The sequence below is a fragment of the Candidatus Nitrosocosmicus oleophilus genome, assembly GCF_000802205.1.
Classification (GTDB): domain Archaea; phylum Thermoproteota; class Nitrososphaeria; order Nitrososphaerales; family Nitrososphaeraceae; genus Nitrosocosmicus; species Nitrosocosmicus oleophilus.
On sequence record NZ_CP012850.1, the window covers coordinates 1,470,015 to 1,496,240 of the forward strand.

Consider the following 26,226-nt stretch of genomic DNA (forward strand, 5'->3'; position numbering starts at 1 on the left):
CATCAAACCTTAATAAATCTCTAATAAACATGGTAAAGCCTTATTTACATGTGAAATAATTTGCAATATGTAGGAAGTTAATCACAGGATTTGCAAACTATGAAAAAAACCTTTTCAATATTTGGTCCTTGTAGTTTTACTTTTGCTATGCTACTGTTATTTTTTTATATGCCTTCCACTTATTTTCCCACTACTTTTGCCTTGTCGCCTGCTTTTGAACCCCAGGCTATCAATGATCAGAGAAATGATTGGATTCAAACTTTTGGCAATGAAAGTATCAATCTAAAATCCAATTATAGCGATCTATTGGAGATAGATTATCTTAGCGATGGAAAAACTTTGAAAGCCACACTTTGGTTAGGATCAGATTCGGAAAATGCTTCCATATATAACCAATCTTCAAAAAGGATTAGTTATGGTATGCTTATTAAAATCGCTAGTTATAACATAAACACTGGATTTAGTGGAGCAGATTACAATTATTATATTGAATGGGTTAACGGAAAATGGAATGAATACCTTTATCAATTATCCTCAACGGGCAGTCAAATACTTTCATATTCTAAAACAAATTATACCGAATTCTTTGGTGGTCCCACAATAGGACCAGGATATGTTAAACTTAATTTGAATCTGAGCTATATTGAAAATCCGAGTGAATATGGCATATTATTCTACACTACGGATTCTTTTAATAACAATGAAGTTAGTGATTTTACAGATTGGGTCGGGGTTCCTCCATCTGCTATGACTATGGTAACATCTCCAAAGGACATTGTGGTTACACAAGGGGAACAACTACTAGTTCCTGCTAATATCTTATCAACATTCTCTAACAATGTTACCGACATCACTTTTAATAAAGCCAGCAATGATGACGGCTCCGAGTTTAACTCTAGTGGTTTATATGCATCTATTGAAAGAATCCAACCTTCATTATTTAAGATAAATGTATCTCCACAAACACCCCTAGGTTTCTATACTATTCCTTTTTCAGCTTCATTATTCATAGATACAACGATTGAATCTAAGGAGTCTGCACCTTCTTATAATGAGAGTGGAATTATGAAATCTGGTCTTCAAACATCCAAAAAATATCCCACATTTGGCTATGTAACTAATCCATCAATGAATTTGACAATTACTGTGACGCCTCCGATTAGTTTTGATGAACAGTTTAAAGAGTTCTGGAGCGTATATGGCCAACCCATAAGTATTATTGCGGGAGGATTTGCAGGCGGCTTTGCCTCACTAGTCTTTGCAAAATTTAGAAAAACAGATAAACAATCTAAAGATACTAAGAGTTAAATAAACTTGCGTAATGAGAGTTGAAGACTGTGTTCGTATCAATTGATGATGCTAGTCTCCTCTTATTGGACCTTCTAAAATATCAAAAATTAAGTGAGTCTTTAGTTATTGCTAATATGATTTTATGCTTTAACTTTGATAAATAAGAATTTGAAACAGATGCCTACTTGAGACTATTTGAAGATATCAAAGTTGAGTTACAGTATCAGATCAAATCTGTTTTACATAACACCAAAACCCATCTCTATTTGAGTAACTATTTGAATAAGAATCTGAGGCAATACAATTCTTAATCGTTAATCTCTAATAAATAAAATAAGGGTAAGTATTTATCCTCATGTCATAGTTATTTGAAATTATAATTTGTTCTCCGTTTTTCATTATTCGCAATGCAAGGGCACAACACTTTTATCCTGAATTGTCAACTGTGCCTGTAAGATATTTTAATTAGGGTAAGAATGCCACAAATCATTAAGGAGTAACAGTACTTTTAGATACTTCGGTAAAGTTCATTTTGCCTTGATAGGATCAACATGCTGAATTCTCTCATCTTACTACAACATTGAGTATTACAAGTTATCTGCTCTTATGACTAAAAGAAAATTCTGTAAATACCTATACTAGTAACCAGATTTCTGTCCTCCTCTGTGTTCAAGAAAGTCGAGAATTTAAGTAATATATCTATGCTAACAAAGCAATGATCGAGATCACACTGAAGCAGATCTAACAATTACTTTTAATTGCTTGATATGGATGTAAAAGTTATGGTTACATCTAAACCTCAGAATATTGTATTTGTTCATGGTTCATGTCACGGGGGCTGGTGTTGGAAGAAAATATTACCCTATTTTGATTCTAATGAATTCAATATCTATTCACCAACCCTTACCGGGTTAGGTGAAAGAAGCCACCTTGCAAATGAAACGACTGATCTCTATACCCATATAGAAGACATTTTACAAGTATTCAAGTATGAAGATCTTTTTGATGTGATTCTAGTGGGCCATAGTTATGCAGGAATGGTAATAAGTGGAGTTGCAGAAATGATTCCTGACAAAATTAAACTATTGATATATCTCGATGCTTATATTCCTCAAGATGGAAAAACAGCTTTTGATCTTGTTCCTGGACTATTGGATCTATACAAAGGAAGAATTATGCAGGATCAAGATAAACCTTGGCTTGTAAGGTCTTATACACCTGTTGAATTTGGTCTCTCAGACAAAAAGGACATTGAATGGGTGGAACCAAAACTCGTTCCTATGCCATGGCATACACATACCCAACCTCTTGTAGTTCATAACAAACAAACAATGAAAATCCCAAAGGCATTCATTACTTCAGCGGAGTTCGGAGAAGGCATGTTTCAAAGACAAAATGAGGAAGAAAAGTGCAAATGGGATTGTTATGAACTCAAAAGGGGTCACGATGTTATGATCACAGCTCCAGAAGAACTGTCAAGGATAATATTGAACATAGTATCTAAAGAAAAATAGGCAATTCTAGCGGTTATATTCAAATTTCATTTTTTTACTCCAGACAACTCTGTCTGGTCTTTATCAGGTCGTAAATTGTTTCATATTTGACGGTGTTGTCGATTTTTCTACTAGTAAGTAAAACTAGATCCTAAAACTAGGTATGCAAACGGTCATACGCTACTTTTATTTTACCTGAATCGATATTCGATCCATCTAATATGTATTCAAGTTGAGAGATAGTCTCACCTGGTACGAAATTTTAGTATCTACAAAAACCTAAGAATTTGTGGATACATAAATACTACGATTGAAGATTAGCTCAAATTTGTTTCACATACTCCCAAACCCGTATCAGATCTGCAACAAATCTTCATATAACCTATCGACAATGAGAGTTTTCGTAATTTGTTTGTTCTGCACACATCTCTAATTGAACCTTTTCTTATACTACATTATATTCTAGTTAAAGATCAAATCAAAAATCATTCCGCAACCATTGAAGCATGCAGTTTTCCTTTAGTATTCACTTTTTGCCGAAAACAATTAATGCGATTTTTCAGATGCAGCATTGGCTAGCAAGGATTAATTTACCGATGCGATTGAGTCCATGAAAGGTATAATGAAATGAGATGCGAGAACCCCGTCATGAATCAGATTCTCGATGCTTATAAACCAATTTGGTCGCTAAAACATGCCATATCTCTAATGGGCTGGGACTTTGAGACATACATGCCTGGAGGAGGAACAGAGGAAAGAGGAGTGGCAGATTCTCAGCTTAGCATGTTGCACAAGGATCTACTGCTAAATAAAGATTTTATCGGGCTTGTTGAGTCAGCAAAGAAGCAGGGTAGCCTTGATGACTTAGAGAGGGGCGTTGTAAGAGTTCTTGATAGGGAAATAACTAAGCAGATCAAGATACCCAAAGAATTGACTGAAGCAGAGTCTTTGGTGAGGATAAGGGGAAACATGGCATGGAGGGAAGCGAGGACCAAGTCTGATTTTAAGCTATATGAACCTCACTTGAAGGAAATGATCGAAATAAAAAAACAAATTATTGCAAAGAGAGGTTATGAAAAACATCCGTATGATGCACTTTTGGATACATTCGAAGAACAGCTTACTGTCAATGACTTGGATAAAATATTTGGTGAATTGACCCCTCGTATTCAAAAACTTGTAAAAAAACTCGTAGATTCAAACAGCCCGTTCTGCAAAGAGAACAAACTTGTAAAATCAAAGTATGATATTACAAAAGTGGATGAACTCAATCGTGATATTTTGACTCTTCTACAATACGACATGAAACGATTCAGAATGGATGTTTCCACTCACCCTTTCACTGAGACTATGGGCCTCAACGATATCAGAATAACTACTCGCTATGAAGGAACTGATTTCAAAAAGTCAATATTCAGTACCATTCACGAAGCAGGTCATGCCCTATATAACCTACAATGTGATCAGTCGTTGTCCTTTACTCCTATTGAAGGCGGGTCTTCGCTTGGACTCCATGAATCTCAGTCAAGGTTTTGGGAGAACATTGTGTGCAGAAGTTTACCCTTTGTTCAATTGATAGGTCCATTGATTAGAAAACAAGTAAATTTTGCAAACCAAACCACAAATGATGAATTGTACCTTTATTTTAACAATGTCAAGGCTGATTTCATACGGGTTGATGCCGATGAAGTGACTTACAATTTACATATAGCAATAAGATATGAGATCGAAAAAAAAATATTTGGAGATGAGCTAGGTGTCTCCGAGATTCCTGAATTCTGGAACGATAGAATGGAACAGCTGCTTGGGGTGAGACCAACAACAGATTCACAGGGAATGTTGCAAGATACACATTGGAGCAGTGGCCTCTTTGGTTATTTCCCAACCTATACTCTAGGAAACTTGGTTTCAGCGATCATTGCTTCAAAGATGCGCAAAGATGTGGAAAATTATGAGGAAGATATCAAGAGGGGTAATTTTAATCCCATCAGAAAATGGCTAAAATTGAAAATACACCAATATGGATCTGCTTATGCCCCCAAAGTGCTTCTTGATAGGAGCCTGAATGAAGGCTATAACCCGGATTACTTTGTTAACTACCTTGAGACTAAATATCTTGGCTCCTAAACCCATACCTGTTCGATTAGATCTAAATCTTGATTCTTGCAATCCTAACGGAAATTTCTCACCTATGATACTAAGATTTGAAGAACAATTGAATTTTAAAATAGAAAAACTATTAGTCCCTGCACCCTGCAGTACTTTATTCCAACGAACAGACACATTGTTTGGGTAACGATAGTGTTTAAGAGTTGGAGCCAAATTTAAGTAACTTCATCATCAAGAAAAGTGTCAAAATCCAATTTAACAAAATCAAACATTTTTCCCGAATTTTTTAATAAAGCAGCAATGGTGATAATTCTTGAAAGTTATCTATAACTTAAATCCATTTGGGCCGTAGGTTCTTTAGTTAGTTCTTTTATCTAAATGCATCAAACATATTCATTCCATCCAACTGTTCTTAATGAAGTATGCCATCATGCTAATAAAGATCATGATTATATAGCTGCATGTTTTATGATGAAACATAAAATTGAGAAAAATAATAATACCGATGATATTTCTTGCGATTTTGATTCTAGGTTTCAATGATTTAGATGTGAGGGCTCAAGAAAGTAACTCTACAATAGTGTTGAACCCTGGTGCAACTAACAGCGACAGCCAGAATCCTATCTCGTCAGCCAATGTTACTGTTCCCGCAGGAACTAATGTTACTTGGGTCAATAAAGACTCTTCTCCTCACATGTTAGTCTCTGGATCCCCAGAAGAAGGTCCAGATAACATATTTTATGGCGACTTCTTTGGTACAAATGAAAATTATACTGTAACCTTTGATAAACCAGGATTGTATTCTTACTATGATCCGGCATGGAGTCATATTAGGGGAGAAATAACTGTAGAGAATCCTGAATTTTCCCCCAATCTAGGATCGAGCCTGAATACATCCAGTCTAGGCGGTATTAAGGAAAACCTCGTACCAGATTCTAATACAAATGTTGATGTAACTAATTCTGATGGGAATAGGACAAACACGGAGAATGATTCATTCTCAATCCCGACCTCGTCTTTTCTATCATCATTTCCTAGCTCTGCCACAAATGATACAAGTGATCAATCTTTCCCACCATCCTCGTTAGCCTCTGATCAGGCCCTTTCAGACATATTCAATAAGGTAGGTCCCTTGCTGGGCCTTTTGATGAGTGGGGCTAATTCTTCCTCCTCCTCCTCTTCACCCCTCTCCTCTTTCTCGCAATCAAACGAATCCTTTGGTGCAGGTAGCTTTGATAACCAATCCTCATTTCCGTCTTCCACCATCCAATCCGCAAGCCCTGATCAGGCCCTTTCAGACATATTCAATAAGGTAGGTCCCTTGCTGGGCCTTTTGATGAGTGGAGGTGGTTTGCCCTCTTCTTCCTCCTCTTCACCCCTCTCCTCTTTCTCGCAATCAAACGAATCCTTTGGTGCAGGTAGCTTTGATAACCAATCCTCATTTCCGTCTTCCACCATCCAATCCGCAAGCCCTGATCAGGCCCTTTCAGACATATTCAATAAGGTAGGTCCCTTGCTGGGCCTTTTGATGAGTGGGGCTAATTCTTCCTCTTCTTCCTCTTCTTCACCCCTCTCCTCTTTCTCGCAATCAGATGGAGTGTTTGGACAAGGGTTGATGGATACTGCCAATTTCAGTAACAGTGAATCTGGAGATGTACTGTTATCGGATCAAAACTCTAGTTCACTTCTAAATGATACTTTTACTTTACAAAATAAATCCATCACTTTATTAGATGAAGAAAGGGTAGCAGTTCAGAAAGAATTGATAAATATTCTTAAGAAGGCCTATAGTGTTGGAGCTGAATTACCAGAACTCCCTTCATTTTTAGATGAGGGTGACAATGCCACCATTTTCATCAAAGTTAACGTCATTAACCCAATTGATAAGATAGCAAATGCGTCAGATTTTCCAATCAAAATAAATTATGAATATGGGGATGGTATACCATCAGTGAGCTACACTTACGCCAATGATGCTGGGCGGATCGAAGCCGTACCTGCAAGTATTTATGCAATACTTGCGGATCCATCTCAGACTAGTGATCAGGGCAAAGATACCTTCTTGAATTCTTATACGACTTCATACTCGAAAGGGTGCTCTGGTCATATAGACTATTCAGAAACCCAAGACTGCGTAATTACCAAAAAATATACTGATATGACAAACAATATCAATATAACTTCAGGAAGTTAATCAAGCAGAGATAGATCCCATGTTCTTATTTTTTTTGCCACATCTTTGACCTTTTAGAAATGGGGATAAATTTTGTAATGTTATTTCAAACGCAAATAACAATTTTCGTATAAAATCTCTAGTTCGTTACTTGTAAAAGAATAATAAGAAAAAAGTTTAATGAATTAGATCACTTGATTATCATACCTTAGAGCCTTCAATAACCCCAATCATACTAGATTTGGGGTATCGAGTTTGAATATGTTTCCATCCGGATTGGGCTAAAATTGATTTATACTCTTCCATCGTTCTTTCTCTTCCGGTTGTAGCACACATCATATGAATATCGAATAATTTGGAAAAATGTGATGTAATTGGGTCAGGTACTATATGTTCAACAATCAATATTTTGGATTTGTCAGATGCAGACTTGTGAATTTTTGAAAGTATTTTTATACACTCGTCATCATTCCAATCATGGAGGATCATCTTCATTATATATAGATCTGCTGAGGGGACGTGTTCAAACATGTTTCCTTTAATATATTTACAACGATCCTGTAACCCCATTTTATTAGGCCATGATGAGTCTTGATTGTTGACGACAGGTTCCAATTCTAAAATCGTTCCATTGAGGTGATTATATTTTGATAGCAAATGACTTAAAAGATGTCCTTGACCACCACCAATTTCACAAATATTAGAAATATTGGAAAAGTCATATCCGGCTAGTGCCTCTATTACCATGGCAGTATGCATTGCCGAATAACTGCTCATTGCATAATTGAAGATTTTAGAATATTCTGAATTATTGCCTGCATATTCAAAAATGTTATTTCCATATTCGGAATTAAATGCATTTTGTTGTCCATCTTTAATTATTCTTGATAAATGTTTCCATATTTGGTAATGTTCTGGTCCTTCCTCTAAAAGCAGAACTCCTTGAAGAGTGTGAGGATGATCTTTCCTTAGTAGTTCTCCTAAAGTGGTGATTGAGAATCTATGGCCGTCCTTATCTTCCTTTAAAAAACCCAAAGATGCTATTGATCTAAGAATACGATATGCCATTGGCTCGTTCAGATTCAAATCCTGTGCAATTTGACCTGTTTCTTTAGGATTTGTTGATAAGTAATCAAATATGCCCAATTTGGCTCCTGTATATAGTATTTGGCTTTTCCATCTACCAAAAATGATATCCATTGTTTTATCAAATTCAGACATATGCTTATTCTATCAAACTTTTTATTATATGTTAATCAAAAATGATGAATTTCATCCAATTGCATTTCTGCTATCCAAGCCATTTTTTCATTTCTTTAACTTCGGCACAGAAAATATAGGATTATATTCTGTTGAGATGAGCCATATGATTAATTATCTGATTATCAACGAAAAATTAGGCGGTCAGTCAACCTTCAAATGTTTTATTAATCTCGAAGTCCAGGGCAAATATCTAATAGCCTTGGTTCAAATATATCTCCTATCTCCTATTTATCCAATATTGTTTCGTCAACTATAATTATCTCCAATGCCACATAAGAAATGTACCTGTGCCATTTTTGTCGACTTGATCCTTATAGATCCCTACCGAATTACTCAGAAAAGAGAGTTCACCTGTACCACCATCATCAAAAATTGCTATTCCGTTGCTATCAAAACTACCATCTGGGTTGTAATTACCAATCGCATAAAAGTTATACGTTGCTATATCTCTATTCTCAGTAACATACTTTGATTTTCCTTGGATATAGGATGTGTCATTATTTCTGAAGGTTTCACTGCCATTTCCCTGGGCAGTTATGTTTACTGTATCGTTAATTATTCCCTCGCCTGTAAAATCTGCGGAAATACTACTGTTTGCAGTTTCTGGTTCCTCTGGCGTAGTCTCATAGTGTTGTACAAGAAATGGCTTGCCCAAATTTACAACTTGAGAGGGATTGGTGTTATCAAGAGCCTGGGTGTATTGAGAGATCGTAGCCAAAGAAGAGAGTTACCAATCCAACAATTAATGTTAAAACATAAATGTTTATCATGATAAATTTCATTTCGATCTCTTTGATATCATTTGATTAATAAGTTTGTGTAATATTTCATGAACGAATTTTGATGATGATATGGATCATGATTTTGTAAATATTACTTACTTTATGGTTTGATGATCCTTTTGACATAGATACTAATCATGGTGACCCCACCTAAATTGCTCGGTCATCAAACTCCTATAAAAACCGTGATTTCCACCTAATCCGCATAACCTAGGCCTCTATATACTAGACAATCTTTACAATAATCGTTAAAAAAATAATGAATATTGATGATTTTCTTTTTAACTTGAAATTATGTATACCCATAAAGTTTGATCATATAGGAAATATTGACCTGGTGAATAACCATCTTCATAAAAACTGATTAAATCCTGTACAGCTTAGTCGAGTTGCAATTAGGCCAATAACTGTAAAATATTAGAGCTCTGAATAATGAGTATCTGTGATTATTATGGAACATCAAGGAAATGGAAAAAACCCCAACAAGAACGATTTAATGCCAAACATGAATTATCCTAATCAATTTAGATCGATTATGGATTGGTGGCAGCAAAACTCACCTATCGCTTGGAGCGAAATGTATACTGAATATATTACTTATGTTACATCCATGACTGAAATATACAAAGAATACATTAAACGCTCAGAAAAAATGACGGAGTTGTATAGAGAATTGGCAGTAAATACCGAAAAAATGACTGACCTGTATAAAGAGTCAGTTAAGAGTACCGAAAGACTGACCAATCATTGGTTAAATAAATTTCCTAATCCTCCATCTTCAAAAGAACAAAGAAAAGAAAAACAAATTAATAAACTAAAAACTAAAAAATAAAAAATGACTATTATTAGAAATTATTCACAAACAAACTTGAAAATATTATGCATTTTCCACATAATTTTATCAGAATAAGATCTCTATTTTAAGGACATTGAGCTAATAAAGTAGAGTGAAATTTCTTTCACATATCGCTCAACCCTCTCTACCTATTAGTAACCACATTCCAAATTGAAATTATCTTAAATTAGGTCAACTAGTAACTCTTTTGTTTTGAAAGCAACTTATGAGAAAGGGAATTGTCAAAAATGCATAGTAGTCCGTGATCAAATTGACAAAAATCAAGTCTTTTAGATAACTTTTTGTCCATTGGAAACAAATAATACCTTGTTACAAATTGATATACTCATACTATAAACCAATATTGAAACTGTTGCTAATCCAAAAAAACCGTACGTAAATTCTCATCCAATGAATCTAAAATATCCATATCTTTTTGATTGATGTGGAAATCAAACACCTGACTATTTTCTAAGATTCTTTCCTCATGGTTAGATTTTGGAATTACAACCAAGTCATGTTGTAAACTCCAACGTACAAGTATTTGTGCAGGAGTTTTTTCATAAGCCATTGCAATTCTAACTATACTAGGATCATCTAGTCTTTTGCCCCTTGTTAATGGACTATAAGCTTCCGGATGAATTGAATTGCTCTTGCAGAACAGTAACAGATCTTTCTGATACAAAAATGGATGAAATTCCACTTGATTAATGGCAGGTACGACATCGGAGCTTTGTATCGTTTCTCTCAAGTCATTGATAGAATAGTTACTTACTCCAATTGCATTCACTTTTCCATTTCTTAATAGCTTAATCAGAGCCTTCCACGTTTCATTAGTCTTTCCCTGAATTGGCCAATGTATGAGGTAGAGATCCACATAAGATAGTCCAAGTCGTTTAAGGCTAGATTCAAATGCCTCCAGAGTTGAATCATAGCCTTGGTCGCTGTTCCAGACCTTTGTAGTGATAAAAATGTCTTCTCTTTTTACATCACTATCCTTCAATGCCTTACCAACATCTGATTCATTACCATATATCATAGCGGTATCAATGTGCTTATAGCCAATTTTCAATGCATATTTGACTGCTTTGACGGTTGATTTTCCAGAGGGTACTTGATAAACACCTAGTCCAAGCCTTGGGATTTGAATCCCATTATTTAATTTAGCCGTTGAATTCAAGGTAAATGACATACAAAAAGTACATCTTTAGATCCGACTTAACTCTATCTATAACAGTCTACCATGATTACTGAATTTACCTACTAGCTCTTCTAACACTGGGGAAATCTAATACCTGCCAATCCCTTAAGCCCGGTGGAAGTTAATTTTCCCTATCAATCATTAAATCTCTTCAAAATTTTCATTTTAATACCATTTTTTGGCCTGAGTGTTACTAGTGGGTGTAGTTTTATATTTGCTATATCTTTTTCTTCAAGTGTAATCTTCCAATTATTGATAATATTCGCTAGCACTATAATACCTTCAATCCAAGCTAACGGTTCTCCTATGCATGATCTGGGACCACCACCAAACGGAAAATAGCTAAATCGTGGCATTGATGCTCTAAATTTTAATGACCATCTTTCAGGATCAAACTTTTCAGGATCTGAAAAGTACCTGACATCATGATGCATTAGATACTGACTCATAATAATAACTGAGCCAGAAGGTACTGAATACTTTTCATTTAGATTATAATTCTGGATAGTCTGACGACCTATAGCCCAAGAAGGGGGGTAGAGTCTCATTGACTCCATCAAAACTTTTTCTGTAAATTTTAGTCGTGATAAATCTTTAACGGTGATAATTTTTCTGTTGTTCTTATCGTCTTCTTTCTCTTTAGGTATAGCGTCAATTTCAGCTAGAATTTTAGATTCAATCTTAGGATGACATGATAAAAGATATAAAGTCCATGTCAGAGCATTAGCAGTCGTCTCATGCCCTGCTAAAAATATCGTCATTACTTCATCCCTAATCTGTTTATCAGTCATTTTTGAAATCTCTTTGGTTTGTTCTTCATCTTTATCAGATAATAATTGTTCATTATGATCCGTCATTCTTTTGTCTGTTGAATCGATAAGAACAGAAAGTATGTCTAATTCGTTTTGATATTTTTGAAAATTATTATGTTCACTTAATTGAGTATCATTGGCTTTAGATCTACCTATTTTCTTGTTTTCTTTAACAGGTGATTTTTGACGTTGAAGATCAATTTTACTATAAATTATATTATCTAGTTGTTTTAGAGCATCCTTGTATTCCAAGGTTAGAGGAATTGGGAGTCTTTCAATAAACCTTAAGAATGGAAGTCTAAGTTTGTTAATATACTCAATAATTAGTGTTATCTGATCACTAATTTTATCGATCTCATTTAATGTTATAGCATTATTTCCAAATAGTAATTTACTAATTATGGAGAGTGTTAACTTGGTCATTTCTTTATGAATATCTACAATTGTCCCATCTCTCCAATTTGTATCTGTATATTCTATACAATGTTCTGTTATTATATTTCCATAAATCGTTATCTTGTCTTTGGTAAATGCTTGCTGGACCCTTCTCCTCTGTTTCGAATGACTTTCCCCTTCATTTGTTATTAATCCATTACCAATCACTCGTTTTGCTAACTTCAAACCTGGACTTTTAACAAAATATTGATTATGTTTTACCAGAATATTCTCAATTAGATAAGGGTCATTTATGAGATATACATGTAACTTTGGTCCAAATTTAAAATGAGAAATATCGCCGTAACTTTCGAAAATTTCTTTCAATATCGGTAAAGGATTTGATATGAACTTGAAAGCCAAACTGTAAGGAAATATCTCGCGCGGTCCTGGTGGATACACGTGATTTCTATCTTTATTAATATTTGATTTCACTTTCATGAATTCTATCAATGTTCCAACGTGCCAAAGTATAATTATTTTTGCGTGATTTAGATATCCATTAGTAATTATTCAAATGATTGATAACTTTTGGCCTCATGCATCCAACATTCATTTTTTAGAGGATTTGTATTCTCCTAGTTAAGAAAATGTCTCAATAGTCATCTTTAAATCATCTTTATCTTTACTCAATTCACGTACTCCGCTATCCCTTTCGACACTAGTAGCACTGCATCCATACCTTATCAATTAAAGATATTTTTCACATTCTCCTCAGCTTTAATGTGCATGTTCGGGAGGATTATTACTATGAATGTTCAAAGTTCCTGTACCATTATTATATATATAAAACGATGCCACCGGTCCAGGATAAACCTCATCATTTACAGTTATTGGCGTATATTTGCTAATTCCTTGATATAGTTGACCACTACTGTCTTTGGTAATGTTAGTTATACTGAAAACTCGACTTATTTCTTCCATGTCTTGTGAATTACTTTTTTGTAAATCAGACATACTAAATGAAAATGATGGAAAAATACTGATATTTGAAATGGTCACTTTGTTATTTTCTGAGTTGATCAACGGATGTTGGTCTACCCTATGTTTTCCATTTTCATTCACTAGAACCGTTACACTTCCGTCTTCAGGAATGTATCGGTCTCCAGTAGAACTATAACCTCCAGGATCCTTGATTGTTTGCATGGTAATAGATAGGTAGGGTTTGGTTGCTGTATTTCCATGAGGAAGTTTGGTTGCTTGTTCATCCAAAGGTATTGTCGTATTTCGTTGTTGCGAATATGATTTGTGAATAATAGTGACACCACCGTGCATCACACAAACAATTGTTAGAAATATTGAGACAAAACAAATGCATAATGAACTATTAAAGGTTCTTTCCATTGTTAATATGATGATTACTCAGTAAAATACTTTAAAGGTCATTTATTAATATAATGATCAAATATTTTGATAACATAGCCGATTATGTTAATAAAAATGACTTTCAACAAATGTTATGTGCATTGCAGTTGAAGCATATTTTTCTATCATCAATTTTATTTTTTCTCTACCATATTGAATTGACTCTTTTAAATAGTCTCACGATTTCTATATTACCTGCTTTAGAATACGCAATACACGGTAGATATGGAGTCAGTCAATATCGCGATGTTAAACTATGAGGTAAACCCATAAAGGTTTTCAGGGACAGGTTATTGTTTTACACCCACAATACATATAGCTTCATTATCTAAAACTACGGAACCTGTATTATTTTTGACATATTTTGTTGCTTCTTCTGTAACTGCTTCCCATATCTTCTCTTTGCGATCTATAGTTTGATCATTTAACATTTTAAGAACCGGTGCGGCTATATCTTTAGTAAAATTTGTGTATTCTAGAGCAGAATCGAATTCAAAGCCTATATTAATCCGTTCAATTTCGATAACTTTGAATCCACACCTTACAAAAGACTCATTAAGAATATTTTCATCAGATAGACTGAATGGTCCCGGTGTTCCAAGCGGAGGGGGCGACGAAATATTAAGTTCCTTTCTTACAGTATTCATAGCCAGGGCAAGTTGAGGAACTTTCTCTGATGTTGCCCAAACACTAGCCGCAAAACGTCCTCCATTAACCAATGATTTATTGATATTAACTAGTCCTGAGTCGAGATCATCTAAAAACATTAATCCCAATCTACATAATGCAGAGTCAAAACGTAATTCGGGTAAGTCGATCGTTGCTGCATCTCCTTCTTTAAAGTCAATTATTCCTTCCAAGTGCTCTGCGATGGCCCTATTTCTCGCTATTGATAACATTTGTGATGATATGTCCGTAGCCAATACATGACCACTGGTGCCTACGCGTTTAGCTACAGTAATTGCAGGTTCTCCTATACCAGTCGCTATATCAAGAACTTTATTACCTGGTTTTATTTTTGCCAATTCTATTAGTCTGTCACTCATTTTATAAGCACCCTTTTCAAATGTCCTAAACCACTTTTGCCACCCTGCGGCTACGCTTTCCCAATCTTGACGTTGATCTTGTCTTAAATGACCAGCACCTGAATTAGGCATATTGTCTTAATCTATCATTCATATTATTATTTCTTAACTGCGATGACCATTAAAGATCAGTGTGACCTCAAAAAAACCATAAAACTACGTTTGAGACGGGCGAAATTGAAACAATTCTTTAACTTCTAATGAATACTCTGTTGGATCATGATAAGGTTTTGACAGCAGGAGGCGACCAATTTTTTAAGACTGCATTTTTTTATAGGGGAAGAGAAAATGATGAAATTGCAATTGTTGATAGACATAATTAGAGAACTAGATCAAGACTTTAAGAAAAACAAGAACAGATTTTTACTGGGATCCAAGATTTAACAGATGCCTCTCAGCGTACATCATCTCATTGTAATATCTCATTTGGATGGGTATACCTTAACCCAAAACCTTGTATTCTCCTTGATAGAATACATTTAGATACAAACAAATCTTTTGTTTACAAAAATAATGTACGGGATCGACCAGCAGAAATATCTGAGATCTGCTGAATTTAACCACAAATTGCACTCAGATCCACAACTGGAAAATGTTCTAGTAGGATATGTTTTATGATAAATCAAAAAATATGTAATGATCCAACGGAAACTTATGACACATAAAATGTTCAAATATTTCTTTGATTTTTTAAAACCATACATCGAAGAAACCGTCTTTGAATAAAAACCTGGGGCTAATGACAAAGTACCTCATTTTGTTTTAATTTAAACCTATCCAGATCTTATGCAAAAGAAAAACATGTCGACTGACACTATTTACTGTGATTGTTGCGAGTTTGAAAAAAAATAGAAAAGCTCACAGAATTGGAACACATGAATCATTCCTGAACGAAAAGAATTGATATAGTACCTCTATTTGAAGGGACAATTTTAGAAAGAAGACTGGAATACAAAAATGAAAATATATGCAAAATTTCTACTTAAATTAATAATTCTATACATGACTTTATATACCTATATTCGTAATAAGTGCTGAATGAGTAGCATTATTAATGTAAATGCTCTGTCTTTAGTTATAGTTTCAATATCATTCATTTTGCTTTTAGGTCCAACTTCAATGACCATGAATGTATTAGCTACAACCAATACAGCTAACCAAGGCATAGGCCAATCACAATCTGCAATCCAACTTGGTGTTTGTGTATCGGGGAACGGCACCCTTTTTTCGTGTAACAACGCAAATACTCAAAACCAAGCAAATAGTGGAAGCAATGCTTTAGCACAACAAGGTGGCAGTGGTAGTGGTGGCAATTCAGCCAACCAAGGAATTGGACAATCACAAAGCTCAAACCAAGGTAGTGGTGTAGCCTCTGGTGGCAATACAACTGATTCTGGAAACAACTCCAATAATCAAAGCCAAACTAACACCGGAAACAACGCAGCAGCACAAAGTGGTGGCAGTGGTAGTGGTGGCAATTCAGCCAACCAAGGAATTGGACAATCACAAACTTCCAACCAAGGTAGTGGTGTAGCCTCTGGTGGCAACACTGCAGGTTCAGGAAACAACGCAAACACTCAGACTCAAAACAACACTGGGAGTAACGCTGTAGGACAACAAGGTGGCAGTGGTGGTGGTGCCAACTCAGCCAACCAAGGAATTGGACAATCACAAACTTCCAACCAAGGTAGTGGTGTAGCCTCTGGTGGCAATACAACTGATTCTGGAAACAACTCCAATACTCAAAGTCAAACTAACACCGGAAACAACGCAGCAGCTCAGCAAGGTGGCAGTGGTAGTGGTGGCAATTCAGCCAACCAAGGAATTGGACAATCACAAACTTCCAACCAAGGTAGTGGTGTAGCCTCTGGTGGCAACACTGCAGGTTCAGGAAACAACGCAAACACTCAGACTCAAAACAACACTGGGAGTAACGCTGTAGGACAACAAGGTGGCAGTGGTAGTGGTGGCAATTCAGCCAACCAAGGAATTGGACAATCACAAACCTCAAACCAAAACGCACAATGTGTTGCTGGTGGAAATACCGCAAATTCATGTAACAACACAAATACTCAAAACCAAGCCAATAGCGGAAATAACGCAGCTGCTCAAAGTGGCGGCAGTGGTAGTGGTGGCAATTCAGCCAACCAAGGAATTGGACAATCACAAACCTCCAATCAAAATGCACAATGTGTAGGTGGCAGTAACGTAGCTGATTCATGTAATAATACAAGCACTCAAAACCAAGCAAATAGTGGCAGTAACGCTGTAGGACAACAAGGTGGCAGTGGTAGTGGTGGCAATTCAGCCAACCAAGGAATTGGACAATCACAAACCTCAAACCAAAACGCACAATGTGTAGCAGGCGGCTCGTTAAGCAATTCATGTAGCAACAAAAATACTCAAAGTCAAACTAACACCGGAAATAACGCAGCTGCTCAAAGTGGCGGCAGTGGTAGTGGTGGCAATTCAGCCAACCAAGGAATTGGACAATCACAAACTTCCAACCAAAACGCACAATGTGTTTCTGGTAAAGACCTTATAGTATCTTGTGACAATGAAAACTTCCAAAAACAAGTAAACAGTGGAAGCAATGCTTTAGCACAACAAGGTGGCAGTGGTGGTGGTGCCAACTCAGCCAACCAAGGAATTGGACAATCACAAGCCTCCAACCAAGGTAGCAGTGTAGTCTCTGGTCCCAGCACTGTTGATTCTGGAAACAACGCAAACTCACAAAGCCAAGACAACAGTGGAAACAATGCAGCAGCACAAGAAGGAGGTAGCGGTGATAGCGGTGATAGCGGTGATAGCGGTGATAGCGGTGATAGCGGTGATAGCGGTGATAGCGGTGATAGCGGTGATAGCGGTGATAGCGGTGATAGCGGTGATAGCGGTGACGATGGAGGAAGTTCATCTGACTGAGGCCTCTTTTTTTATTTGAATTCATCAACTGAGTCATTTCTTTGTGACCCTAGTCTAATACCTCCTTATTGATTCAAAACAATAAAATTCTCTATTAGAATAAATTAAAATTCTCTATTAGAATAAATTACTTGTCATATAGTATAGAGAAATATCGCAGTACCAAGTGTCTAAACTGTGATATTGGTAATTTCACTTATACAATGTAATTACCATGAGTAACATAACAAAAAACTATAAGGTTGGACTTTTTGCAATGTTTATTGCAGCTGCCCTAATTGGATCCGTAGTAGCATTTGGCGATAACATGGCATATGCAGGCGGAAAACACAAAAAATCAAATGATGCAGAGCAAGCAATTGAACAAGATCAAGAGAACGAGCAAAATGCACAATGTGTATCTGGAGTATTTACAATAGCAGGATGCAACAACTTAGGCTTTATGTTCCAAACCAACGAAGGTAACTTAGCCTTAGGTCAAAGATAGACCTCTTTTTTTTCTTTAAACATTTATTTAAATAATTTCTTAACTGAATACCTTAAAATTAGTAAGCACCTGTGCAGATAATTCTCATTGATGGGACCTACATTAGTCAAATTAAATCTTGGTCTATTGAGAAATATGTCTTCGATAAATAATTTGTATTGTAAAGGTTTCAAAATAATTCTCGAGTATCAAAATCTTAATAATTAGGTTTCGAATTCTTTTTTTCCAGAATCGATCTCAGATTTGATTTTGTTAAGTACATCAACTATTCTTATTTTTTTACATATTGGATCTTTAAATGCCACATGATCGGGGATAGAAATATGATATATATCAGTAAATTTGATTATTTATTAAAAATTTAAAATTGGCATAAAATTTCATCTTTGTCCTACCAAATATGTTAATCAAAAAATAGGGCGAGATTCAACCGTCAAATTTGCTTCCCACCAAAGATTTGACTCTGGTGAATTTCCTTGTGATTTCCAATATGCTTACATTAGATCTATAGCGAATCTTTTTTCATCTAATTACAATTTAGTCGTAAGTACACCAATTTGCTAATATTCAATTTTATTGACATGATCCATTAAGAAGTTACTGTTGCCATTTTATTTGTCATTAGGAGAATTACGGTATAAAGTCACTTTGTTCTAGATACTAGGTAGGGTCTTTGTATAAGAAAATAATGGTATGCTACAGAATAAACAGTATTTCTCTCATATTTAGAAACCAACCGTCAAATGACAGTAGGACATAATATAAAATCTATAATTAAAGGAGGGTAACAACTACCCTTGTGTAAGTTCATTAACTTTGAGTGTTTTTGTTGCTGATGCTGAAATATGAGTTTCGTCTCCAGCAAAGTATGCTTGAAGTGCATATTCTCCTGGGCCCAATCGGACCTGTAAACTATATTTACCCATTTCATTTGTTATAACATCGTTACTATTTTCATCTATACCTGTAATTATTACGGTAGCTCCACTTATACCGGAGTCCCCGCATTTCAGCTCACCCAACAAATTTACAGGGAGGGTACCATCAGAACCGACAGTTCCTGTTCTTGGAAATGAAGCTAAACTTAAAGTTGGTTGACAGTCAACCATTTGAGCTGATACCGGATTGCTTGACAACGATGCCATTACAATTATTGAGAATGTCAGGAAACCAGCAATAGCTACAATCATGGTCATTTTGTTAAAGTTATTCATAATTTACATGAAATTACGTCAATTAATATTTAAGCTTTCTAACATATCGAGTGGCCCTGTCAACTTACCGTGATCCTTTAGTTTGAAATGTCCTATGTCTATTAAGAACGCTAGAAGAGGTGTACATCAGAGTATGTAGCATATCGTATACTTCAGTTTGTTAACGCTTTTCAGGATTGTCACTGAGGAAGGCCACGGAAATACTGTCTTGATAAGTTAGTAGAAACCATGTTACTTTTGCTAATATGGATTATCTCTTTTATATCTTGATTAAATGTCAATAAATCGAGGATATTGCTAACACATGGATTATAACAGTAGGGGGCTGGCTATCCAAATTTTATCTTGTATCATTTTTGTATCGGACTTAACGAGCCTGTAAATTGAATCGGGTTTTGTAAATCTTGCAATTCAATAGTAGTACGGATGAAATTTGTTTCAACCATTAATGAACGAGAGATTCAATTTGGTAACGATATTAATACCGGTTAATGCATAAAACTGTAGATGGAATTATCCAAATTGATATTATCTCCCTTTTTTCCGGCTTGATGTGTTGTTAAATACTAAATTATTCTAATTAAGCAAGAAACCTAGTGAAGTACAATGGTTGAGGTTATACAGGGTTTAGTCAGAGCTGTTATAAATATACATAAAAATAATTAATGAGATCCTTGAATACTAACGACCAAAAGTACATGAACTAAGTAGTTTTTTAATATACCATTAATTAAAAGAAGATGTATGAATCATGATACTAAATTAAATGAAAATAACCTTATTACAAATACCAATGACAATAATTATTATAAACGCCAATTAGTGGAAACTTATGTTGATGCTTTTGCTTCTTCGATCAAATTTTATTCTAGAGTTTATGGCGCGTTTATTGAGGCCTTTTCTGTGCCATTTACTGATGCGAGAGAAGATCTAAAAGAAATAAAAAAGGAAGCTATAGTTGGTAATGCCTTGATGTTTACTAGCTATGATAAACAACAAGAAATCTACGATATATCTGAAAAAATAATACTTTCTAAAATACGTAATAAATTTGATACAAACTTTAGAGATAAAGCATTTGTGGCATCTCTTTCAGAATTTATTAAAAGCTATTGCGACATTGCGAAAATTACAGGAGCTGGATTGATATATCAATACTTCTCCAATGTAAACTCCTTTTGGAACAATGAATTTATCGAGCCTTTGAGAGATGTAATATATAGAACCCCATGTCACAAGATCCACTCTGAAAACAAATATTCTCTGTTTCATTATGATTTGCCTCAAGAAAATAATCATAGACAAAAAAATGATGAACATGAGATTGTCAAAAAGGGGATGTCAAGTACAAAACTAGCATCTGGTGGATTTACTACTCCTGTTTCTACACCTCTACTGATTATCTATGCGTTTATTAACAGAAATTACATTCTCGACCTTCTTCCCGATTCGAGTATCGTTAGAAATTTTCAAAAACAAGGCTTTGATGTCTATACTACAGATTGGGGAACTCCAAGTGCATATGATAAGGAACTAACTGTGGGGCATTATGTGAACCACTATCTTACCGACGCAATAGATCACATATTGGAGCATTCAAATTCTGAAAAGGTTTCATTATTGGGTTATTGTTGGGGAGGTGACCTGGCTCTTATGTTGGCAGCACTACATCCTGAAAAAATAAAGAACATAGTGACTTTTGCAACACCAGGTGATTTTAGTGTTGATAATAATCTCTTAAGCGTGTGGACAAAAAGCATAAACGCCAATTCTATTGTAGATACATTCGGTAATACTCCTAGTTGGTTTATTAATAGTTCATTTTTGCTCAGGAGCCCAATAGATTTTCTGCACAAATATCCTCACTTTTTCTTTGAGGGAAAACCTAAAGACATAGATTCCCTGATCCAATTCTTCGCTACAGAGACTTGGCTTTATGATAGTCCTCCTATAATAGGTGAGATATACAAGCAATTTGTAAATGACTGTTACAAGAAAAATCTGCTAATAAAAAATGAAATGATAATAGGGAAAAATGATAAGATTGATTTGAGTAAAATTAAACAACCTTACTTAAATGTAATTGCGAAGAGGGATGATTTGGTTGATCCCTCATCAAGTAGGGCGATTAATAATGCAATAGGAAGTGTAGACAAATCAACCATAGAATTCAATTCAGGTCATGTTGGTGCTTGTATAAGTTCTAGAGCACATGAACAGTTGTGGCCTAAGGTAGGCGACTGGTTAAAAAGCAGATAATGACAAACAATTACCATTTTCTTAGTTCCTGCTTGCGATAAACTTAGAGATTTCAATTCAAGGGGATATTTTAGCATATTTTAGAATTATTGCTATCCCTATTCAATGCATTATAACTTGTTCTACAAAACAGTCAAAAAGCAGTTATATATATTATCATTTATTGTTATTGATATGCAATTTATAATATTATCTATTATAATACTATTTGGCGCAGGTGTTTTATTACAAAATGACAAAGAGGTACTGAGTCAGCCTTATCAAATTGTAAATGAAATTGCGGATCACAACCTCAATAAGTTAGTAACGAATTCTTTAAATTTATCCGCTCCAGTATATCAGGCATACTCTGGGATCTTCCTGGGAACTAAAAATTTATCATCCGGCCCTTCTTTAATAAGTGAAGATCATGCAATTGAAAAAGCAGTTCTGAAAAACGTAGGCAATGTAACCAATAATATGACCTTTATAAATACTCATTTACCAGATGGTACAATTCAGAGCGCAGCCAAGGGGGTGATTACATCTGAAGATGGACAAAGCATTAGTTGGATTTCCTCAGACATTGGAATTATTAATGACCAAGGTGAGTTGTTCCATGGAATTGTCCAATTTGAAATTACAAATAGTTCAAGTTTCTCATTTCTAAATAATGCTACAGGTATAGACACACAGACTCCAGACATTAAGAGGACAATTTGGTTAGTTGAGAAGTAAAATAAAGCGGAGTGGAGGATGAATACATTAGTAAATGTTAATTGGAATGGCCTTTAGACCCATGGATATCATATGATGTCATCTCTATTGGAATGATTGTTTGTTTTAAGGCTGTGGGATCCGTATATAATGGGGAGAGGTTTTTGACAAAATAATATCAAAATTTGTTTTACATCCCATCGAGCACGTATCTATTTAGGTCTGTTAGGGAACTGTATCTAAGAATATATAAAGTTCCTAAAATCTCACAAAAAAATAATAGCTCATTTGTCAGAAAGTAAAAAAAAATTATGTCGTAAAATCACTCGCAATATCCAATTACCCTTTGTTTATGAAATTGTATCTCTATATGCCATTTATTCGAACTGCATTACCAGGTGTGCAAGAGGTATCAAGGAAATGCTTTCTATGACATTCATAATTCATAAGAACATTTGAACACATTGAAAACTGGATAATAGGATTCCGGTTTATTTACATATAGGTTTCAAGAAATTCCCAACGAATCACATTAATGTCAGGGATTTTTGTAACTAGTGCAATAGCTCTAGCATTCATATCTCTTATTCTGGGTAATATTGTTCCAGTTTATTCGATTGAAACCCCTGCCAAACATGGTTCCCACATACCAATAACAGAATCAACCAAATTCTGACATAGAAAAGTATGGCTTCTCAGTCAATAATTTATCTAAATCATATACAGAACAAATCATAACATCATGCTACGATAATGATGATCACTGTCCTAGGATGGCTCTAGATGAGCTCAATAAAACAACAGGTGTGCAAACTGTTTTAGGAACTTTTTCGGATCTTATTAGGCTTTATGATGAAAACAATTACTCTTGTCATCATGAGGGTCATCATCTTGGGATGCGGTTGTATGATTATACAAGCAATTTGGAAGAGGCACTCAATCATGCTACAATACTCTGTGGAGGTTCAGTATACCATGGAATCTTTCAAAGCTTTTTTGGTGGAGAGCAATTTGTTCATAATACAGATAAAAATCAGATCGTGATTACACAGCTTTGCACTATGGGCCAAGAAAACGTCACCTAGTTACATGAACGAGACTGTATTCATGGAACAGGACATGGTTTAGTGAAATTATACAATTTCAACACTACAGATGCTGTTGATCGTTGTAATGAGTTTATACCACTATGGGCACAGAGCGCATGCTCAAGAGGTGTATTTATGGAGAACATCGATTATTTCTTAGAAACCGGCAAAGGTAATTTTGACAAAAATGACATTTATTATCCTTGCAACAGGACCGTTGAAAATTTTGCACCTCAGTGCTATTACTATTACCCAGAGTATAATTCGGAAAGAAATAATTTCACTCTAGGATACAATCTTACAGACATATTTGCTCAATGCGATAATATATCTCTAGGCAAATTTGTCAAATATTGCTATCAAGGTATTGGAAGGATGTTAGCACCATTTGCATATACAAATCCGGAACCATCAATTGCGGCTTGTGATTTTGGAAATCAGACTACCTATCATAATGATTGTTTGATAGGAATCCTGAAAACAATACTAAAGTCAGATGCAAAGACAGATGTTGGAGTCCAGTTCTGCAGTCTCTCAAAAGAAGATTTTAAAGCGACGCGTTACGAAATAGTAGGAATGTGGATTAAAACATTCCTATATCCTGACAAACAAGAATTAGAAAGCGAATGTGCTAAGGCACCTGATGTTAATTATGTTATCAAATGCATAAATGCAAATCCCAAGACTAGCTTAATTCTTCCTATGTTTGAACCAGTATAATTGATAGTAAACGACAATGCAGGCGACGGCTGACAACTTTGTTAGTGTGGATACGTTTGTGATTGCTCAAACCTTTGTTTCACTAGGAATTCAATTCTCAATACCAATGAGATATTTTAGTAAGATTGTAATCAAATCAATAATAAAAGTGATAATTTATGATATTATAAAAAATTATTTAAATATCCATACAATCGTCTTTAGATATGGGAAGGTTGGATATACAGTACATATTCTTTTATCTGATTTATCCTCTTAACGATCCCATGGTAAATCCTTTTATCATTTGTCTTTGGAAAGCCACGATGAGAATAATCACTGGCAATAGCGCTATAGTGATCCCTGCAGCCAGGTATCCCCATTCGATCCTGTACAAAGAGATGAATTGATATAAAGCCACCTGAAATAGAGTGGAATTTGGAGAATTTGCAAGTACTATCGGTAGAACAAATTCGTTCCAGGAAAAAATAAAAGAAAAAATCGACGCAACTGCGAAGCCGGGCATAGATAGTGGAATTGTAATTCTTCTCAATACCCCTATCCTTGAACAACCATCGATTAGTGCAGATTCTTCTAATTCTTTTGGTATAGTTTCAAAATAGTTTTTTAATAATATCACGTTTAACGGAATAATGAGTATTTGAAAGGTTAGAATCAGAGAAACGAGGGAATTAAGTAGTCCTAGATTTGCAAGAATACTATATAGAGGTATTATGTTTATTACTACCGGTATCATAAATAAACCCAGTATAAGAGAAAACAATATCCTTTTAGCTTTAAACTCAAATCGAGCCAGAGCGTACCCAGCTAAAGCACATATAGTAACATTTAGAATCATACTCCCAAAGCTAACAATTAAGCTATTGTATAGACTTTTTACAATGGTCGAATCTGTAAAGACAAAAGCATAATTTTCAAGAGTAACATGTTCTGGAATCAATTTTGGAGGAAAACTCATAGTTTCATCATTCGGTTTTAAAGACGTAGTAAAAACCCAAATCAATGGAAATAAAGTGAGCCCAATGAACGTAAATATCGCAATGTAAACAAAGGATTTTTCAATCTTTTCAATTGTATGACTGGAAAGTTTACCCAAGTTGTATATTATCCTCTCCGTTTCAATGCAATGATATAGATAAAAGCAACTACTATGTTGATTGATAACAATATTATTCCTGAGGCCGAACCTTTAGACAACAGTCCAAATTCAAATGCCTGCCTATACATGTATAGCGATGCGGGAGTACTTGCAAATAATGGATTACCTCCAGTCATTATTAAGGGTATTTCAAAAAAATTTATCGACCAGATAGTGATCAATATGATGTCAATTATTATGAATGATCTTATCATGGGAAGCGTTAGATAGAAAAACGACTTGATTTTAGAAGCGCCATCTACCTTAGCAGATTCATAAATAGATGGATTTATTGATAATAATCCTGCAGTGAGGAATAAGATAGTAAATGGTGTTCCATACCAGACATTTGCTATGATAATTGACCATACAACTATCTTGGGATCGGACAGCCATGCAATGGACGAAAATCCCAGATACTCTAAAATGTAGTTTATAATCCCAAAACTGTTATCAAAAATGAATTTGAATGAAAAAGCAGCAATCAATCCAGATGTAATCCAGGGGATCATGATTAAAGCGATCAAAATTTGTTTTCCTTTAATATTTTGATTCAGCAGAGATGCAATAACTAAACCAATCAAAAACTGAAATACCACAGATCCTCCGACAAATATTATTGAAATTTTAATGGAAGTATGAAAATTTGGATCATTTAAAACTTGTATAAAATTATCAAGCCATACAAATTCCCATTCTTTTAAGATTGTAGTTATCGAAACTCCATGCGTGGAGATATAAATATTCCAAGCGAATGGAAACAATAGAAATACGCACAAAATTGAAATGGCAGGTAATAGATAAAGATAGGGCTCATATCTTGCTATAGAATGCATTTGTATGAAAAAAAATAGGTGGA

General features: G+C 35.0%; 20 protein-coding genes. 11 read left to right on the top strand and 9 right to left on the bottom strand.

Features of this window, described 5'->3' with window-relative positions; genetic code table 11:
* Nucleotides 1–99 precede the first annotated feature (99 nt).
* From NMY3_RS07130 to NMY3_RS07145, 4 genes are all read left to right on the top strand, one after another.
* Nucleotides 100–1,308 (top strand): hypothetical protein, encoded by a 1,209-nt coding sequence (locus NMY3_RS07130; RefSeq protein WP_196818216.1) that lies wholly within the window; start codon nucleotides 100–102, stop codon nucleotides 1,306–1,308.
* A gap of 764 nt (nucleotides 1,309–2,072) precedes the next feature.
* Nucleotides 2,073–2,804 (top strand): alpha/beta fold hydrolase, encoded by a 732-nt coding sequence (locus tag NMY3_RS07135; protein WP_196818217.1) that lies wholly within the window; start codon nucleotides 2,073–2,075, stop codon nucleotides 2,802–2,804.
* A 606-nt stretch (nucleotides 2,805–3,410) separates the two neighbouring features.
* Nucleotides 3,411–4,910 (top strand): carboxypeptidase M32, encoded by a 1,500-nt coding sequence (locus NMY3_RS07140; RefSeq protein ID WP_196818218.1) that lies wholly within the window; start codon nucleotides 3,411–3,413, stop codon nucleotides 4,908–4,910.
* Between the two features lie 466 nt (nucleotides 4,911–5,376).
* The gene (locus tag NMY3_RS07145; RefSeq protein WP_196818219.1) at nucleotides 5,377–7,086 is read left to right on the top strand and encodes a cupredoxin domain-containing protein; all 1,710 of its coding nucleotides are present in this window, start codon (nucleotides 5,377–5,379) and stop codon (nucleotides 7,084–7,086) included.
* A gap of 180 nt (nucleotides 7,087–7,266) precedes the next feature.
* Here NMY3_RS07145 and NMY3_RS07150 read toward each other — a convergent pair whose 3' ends face one another.
* A complete protein-coding gene (locus tag NMY3_RS07150) occupies nucleotides 7,267–8,286 on the bottom strand; it encodes a methyltransferase (protein ID WP_196818220.1) in 1,020 nt (339 codons plus the stop codon).
* A 298-nt stretch (nucleotides 8,287–8,584) separates the two neighbouring features.
* Nucleotides 8,585–9,046, bottom strand: coding sequence for a hypothetical protein (locus tag NMY3_RS07155; RefSeq protein ID WP_196818221.1), 462 nt, complete (start codon nucleotides 9,044–9,046; stop codon nucleotides 8,585–8,587).
* 515 nt (nucleotides 9,047–9,561) lie between these two features.
* Here NMY3_RS07155 and NMY3_RS07160 point away from each other — a divergent pair.
* The gene (locus NMY3_RS07160) at nucleotides 9,562–9,942 is read left to right on the top strand and encodes a hypothetical protein (protein WP_196818222.1); all 381 of its coding nucleotides are present in this window, start codon (nucleotides 9,562–9,564) and stop codon (nucleotides 9,940–9,942) included.
* A 379-nt stretch (nucleotides 9,943–10,321) separates the two neighbouring features.
* On the opposite strand, the gene NMY3_RS07165 is transcribed toward NMY3_RS07160, so the two are convergent.
* From NMY3_RS07165 to NMY3_RS07180, 4 genes are all read right to left on the bottom strand, one after another.
* Nucleotides 10,322–11,137, bottom strand: a complete 816-nt coding sequence (locus NMY3_RS07165; RefSeq protein WP_196818223.1) for an aldo/keto reductase — start codon at nucleotides 11,135–11,137, stop codon at nucleotides 10,322–10,324.
* Nucleotides 11,138–11,280: 143 nt separating this feature from the next.
* Complete coding sequence (locus NMY3_RS07170; RefSeq protein ID WP_196818224.1) at nucleotides 11,281–12,834, bottom strand: cytochrome P450; 1,554 nt, start codon at nucleotides 12,832–12,834, stop codon at nucleotides 11,281–11,283.
* Nucleotides 12,835–13,113: 279 nt separating this feature from the next.
* Nucleotides 13,114–13,737, bottom strand: a complete 624-nt coding sequence (locus NMY3_RS07175) for a hypothetical protein (RefSeq protein ID WP_196818225.1) — start codon at nucleotides 13,735–13,737, stop codon at nucleotides 13,114–13,116.
* Between the two features lie 311 nt (nucleotides 13,738–14,048).
* The gene (locus tag NMY3_RS07180) at nucleotides 14,049–14,915 is read right to left on the bottom strand and encodes a class I SAM-dependent methyltransferase (protein ID WP_196818226.1); all 867 of its coding nucleotides are present in this window, start codon (nucleotides 14,913–14,915) and stop codon (nucleotides 14,049–14,051) included.
* Nucleotides 14,916–15,881: 966 nt separating this feature from the next.
* Between NMY3_RS07180 and NMY3_RS07185 the strand changes: the two genes are divergently transcribed.
* The gene (locus NMY3_RS07185) at nucleotides 15,882–17,765 is read left to right on the top strand and encodes a hypothetical protein (RefSeq protein ID WP_196818227.1); all 1,884 of its coding nucleotides are present in this window, start codon (nucleotides 15,882–15,884) and stop codon (nucleotides 17,763–17,765) included.
* A 214-nt stretch (nucleotides 17,766–17,979) separates the two neighbouring features.
* A complete protein-coding gene (locus NMY3_RS07190; protein WP_196818228.1) occupies nucleotides 17,980–18,252 on the top strand; it encodes a hypothetical protein in 273 nt (90 codons plus the stop codon).
* 791 nt (nucleotides 18,253–19,043) lie between these two features.
* On the opposite strand, the gene NMY3_RS07195 is transcribed toward NMY3_RS07190, so the two are convergent.
* Nucleotides 19,044–19,466 carry a hypothetical protein gene (locus tag NMY3_RS07195; RefSeq protein ID WP_196818229.1) on the bottom strand — a complete coding sequence of 141 codons (423 nt, stop codon included), beginning with the start codon at nucleotides 19,464–19,466 and terminating at the stop codon, nucleotides 19,044–19,046.
* Nucleotides 19,467–20,210: 744 nt separating this feature from the next.
* Between NMY3_RS07195 and NMY3_RS07200 the strand changes: the two genes are divergently transcribed.
* The 4 genes from NMY3_RS07200 to NMY3_RS07215 all read left to right on the top strand — a co-directional run bounded on the left by NMY3_RS07200 (nucleotide 20,211) and on the right by NMY3_RS07215 (nucleotide 24,229).
* Nucleotides 20,211–21,725, top strand: coding sequence for an alpha/beta fold hydrolase (locus tag NMY3_RS07200; protein WP_196818230.1), 1,515 nt, complete (start codon nucleotides 20,211–20,213; stop codon nucleotides 21,723–21,725).
* Nucleotides 21,726–21,899: 174 nt separating this feature from the next.
* Nucleotides 21,900–22,442, top strand: a complete 543-nt coding sequence (locus NMY3_RS07205; protein ID WP_196818231.1) for a hypothetical protein — start codon at nucleotides 21,900–21,902, stop codon at nucleotides 22,440–22,442.
* 752 nt (nucleotides 22,443–23,194) lie between these two features.
* Nucleotides 23,195–23,506 carry a hypothetical protein gene (locus tag NMY3_RS07210; RefSeq protein ID WP_196818232.1) on the top strand — a complete coding sequence of 104 codons (312 nt, stop codon included), beginning with the start codon at nucleotides 23,195–23,197 and terminating at the stop codon, nucleotides 23,504–23,506.
* A 138-nt stretch (nucleotides 23,507–23,644) separates the two neighbouring features.
* Nucleotides 23,645–24,229 carry a hypothetical protein gene (locus NMY3_RS07215; protein ID WP_196818233.1) on the top strand — a complete coding sequence of 195 codons (585 nt, stop codon included), beginning with the start codon at nucleotides 23,645–23,647 and terminating at the stop codon, nucleotides 24,227–24,229.
* A gap of 247 nt (nucleotides 24,230–24,476) precedes the next feature.
* Here NMY3_RS07215 and NMY3_RS07220 read toward each other — a convergent pair whose 3' ends face one another.
* Together NMY3_RS07220 and NMY3_RS07225 are read right to left on the bottom strand one after the other, a co-directional pair.
* Entirely contained in the window at nucleotides 24,477–25,325 is an 849-nt protein-coding gene (locus NMY3_RS07220; protein ID WP_196818234.1) for a carbohydrate ABC transporter permease, read from the bottom strand.
* Nucleotides 25,326–25,333: 8 nt separating this feature from the next.
* Nucleotides 25,334–26,203: a carbohydrate ABC transporter permease gene (locus NMY3_RS07225; protein ID WP_231100382.1), complete on the bottom strand. Its 870-nt coding sequence runs from the start codon at nucleotides 26,201–26,203 to the stop codon at nucleotides 25,334–25,336.
* Between the last annotated feature and the right edge of the window lie 23 nt (nucleotides 26,204–26,226).

What these genes read in the sequence shown, in the direction of transcription:
- NMY3_RS07180 (WP_196818226.1), bottom strand. Translation starts at nt 14,915, where the DNA reads ATGCCTAATTCAGGTGCTGGTCATTTAAGACAAGATCAACGTCAAGAT.
- NMY3_RS07150 (WP_196818220.1), bottom strand. Translation starts at nt 8,286, where the DNA reads ATGTCTGAATTTGATAAAACAATGGATATCATTTTTGGTAGATGGAAA.
- NMY3_RS07140 (WP_196818218.1), top strand. Translation starts at nt 3,411, where the DNA reads ATGAGATGCGAGAACCCCGTCATGAATCAGATTCTCGATGCTTATAAA.
- NMY3_RS07195 (WP_196818229.1), bottom strand. Translation starts at nt 19,466, where the DNA reads ATGAATAACTTTAACAAAATGACCATGATTGTAGCTATTGCTGGTTTC.
- NMY3_RS07160 (WP_196818222.1), top strand. Translation starts at nt 9,562, where the DNA reads ATGGAACATCAAGGAAATGGAAAAAACCCCAACAAGAACGATTTAATG.
- NMY3_RS07165 (WP_196818223.1), bottom strand. Translation starts at nt 11,137, where the DNA reads ATGTCATTTACCTTGAATTCAACGGCTAAATTAAATAATGGGATTCAA.
- NMY3_RS07190 (WP_196818228.1), top strand. Translation starts at nt 17,980, where the DNA reads ATGAGTAACATAACAAAAAACTATAAGGTTGGACTTTTTGCAATGTTT.
- NMY3_RS07175 (WP_196818225.1), bottom strand. Translation starts at nt 13,737, where the DNA reads ATGGAAAGAACCTTTAATAGTTCATTATGCATTTGTTTTGTCTCAATA.
- NMY3_RS07215 (WP_196818233.1), top strand. Translation starts at nt 23,645, where the DNA reads ATGGAGAACATCGATTATTTCTTAGAAACCGGCAAAGGTAATTTTGAC.
- NMY3_RS07225 (WP_231100382.1), bottom strand. Translation starts at nt 26,203, where the DNA reads ATGCATTCTATAGCAAGATATGAGCCCTATCTTTATCTATTACCTGCC.
- NMY3_RS07130 (WP_196818216.1), top strand. Translation starts at nt 100, where the DNA reads ATGAAAAAAACCTTTTCAATATTTGGTCCTTGTAGTTTTACTTTTGCT.
- NMY3_RS07200 (WP_196818230.1), top strand. Translation starts at nt 20,211, where the DNA reads ATGAATCATGATACTAAATTAAATGAAAATAACCTTATTACAAATACC.
- NMY3_RS07170 (WP_196818224.1), bottom strand. Translation starts at nt 12,834, where the DNA reads ATGAAAGTGAAATCAAATATTAATAAAGATAGAAATCACGTGTATCCA.
- NMY3_RS07205 (WP_196818231.1), top strand. Translation starts at nt 21,900, where the DNA reads ATGCAATTTATAATATTATCTATTATAATACTATTTGGCGCAGGTGTT.
- NMY3_RS07185 (WP_196818227.1), top strand. Translation starts at nt 15,882, where the DNA reads ATGAGTAGCATTATTAATGTAAATGCTCTGTCTTTAGTTATAGTTTCA.
- NMY3_RS07210 (WP_196818232.1), top strand. Translation starts at nt 23,195, where the DNA reads ATGGCTCTAGATGAGCTCAATAAAACAACAGGTGTGCAAACTGTTTTA.
- NMY3_RS07135 (WP_196818217.1), top strand. Translation starts at nt 2,073, where the DNA reads ATGGTTACATCTAAACCTCAGAATATTGTATTTGTTCATGGTTCATGT.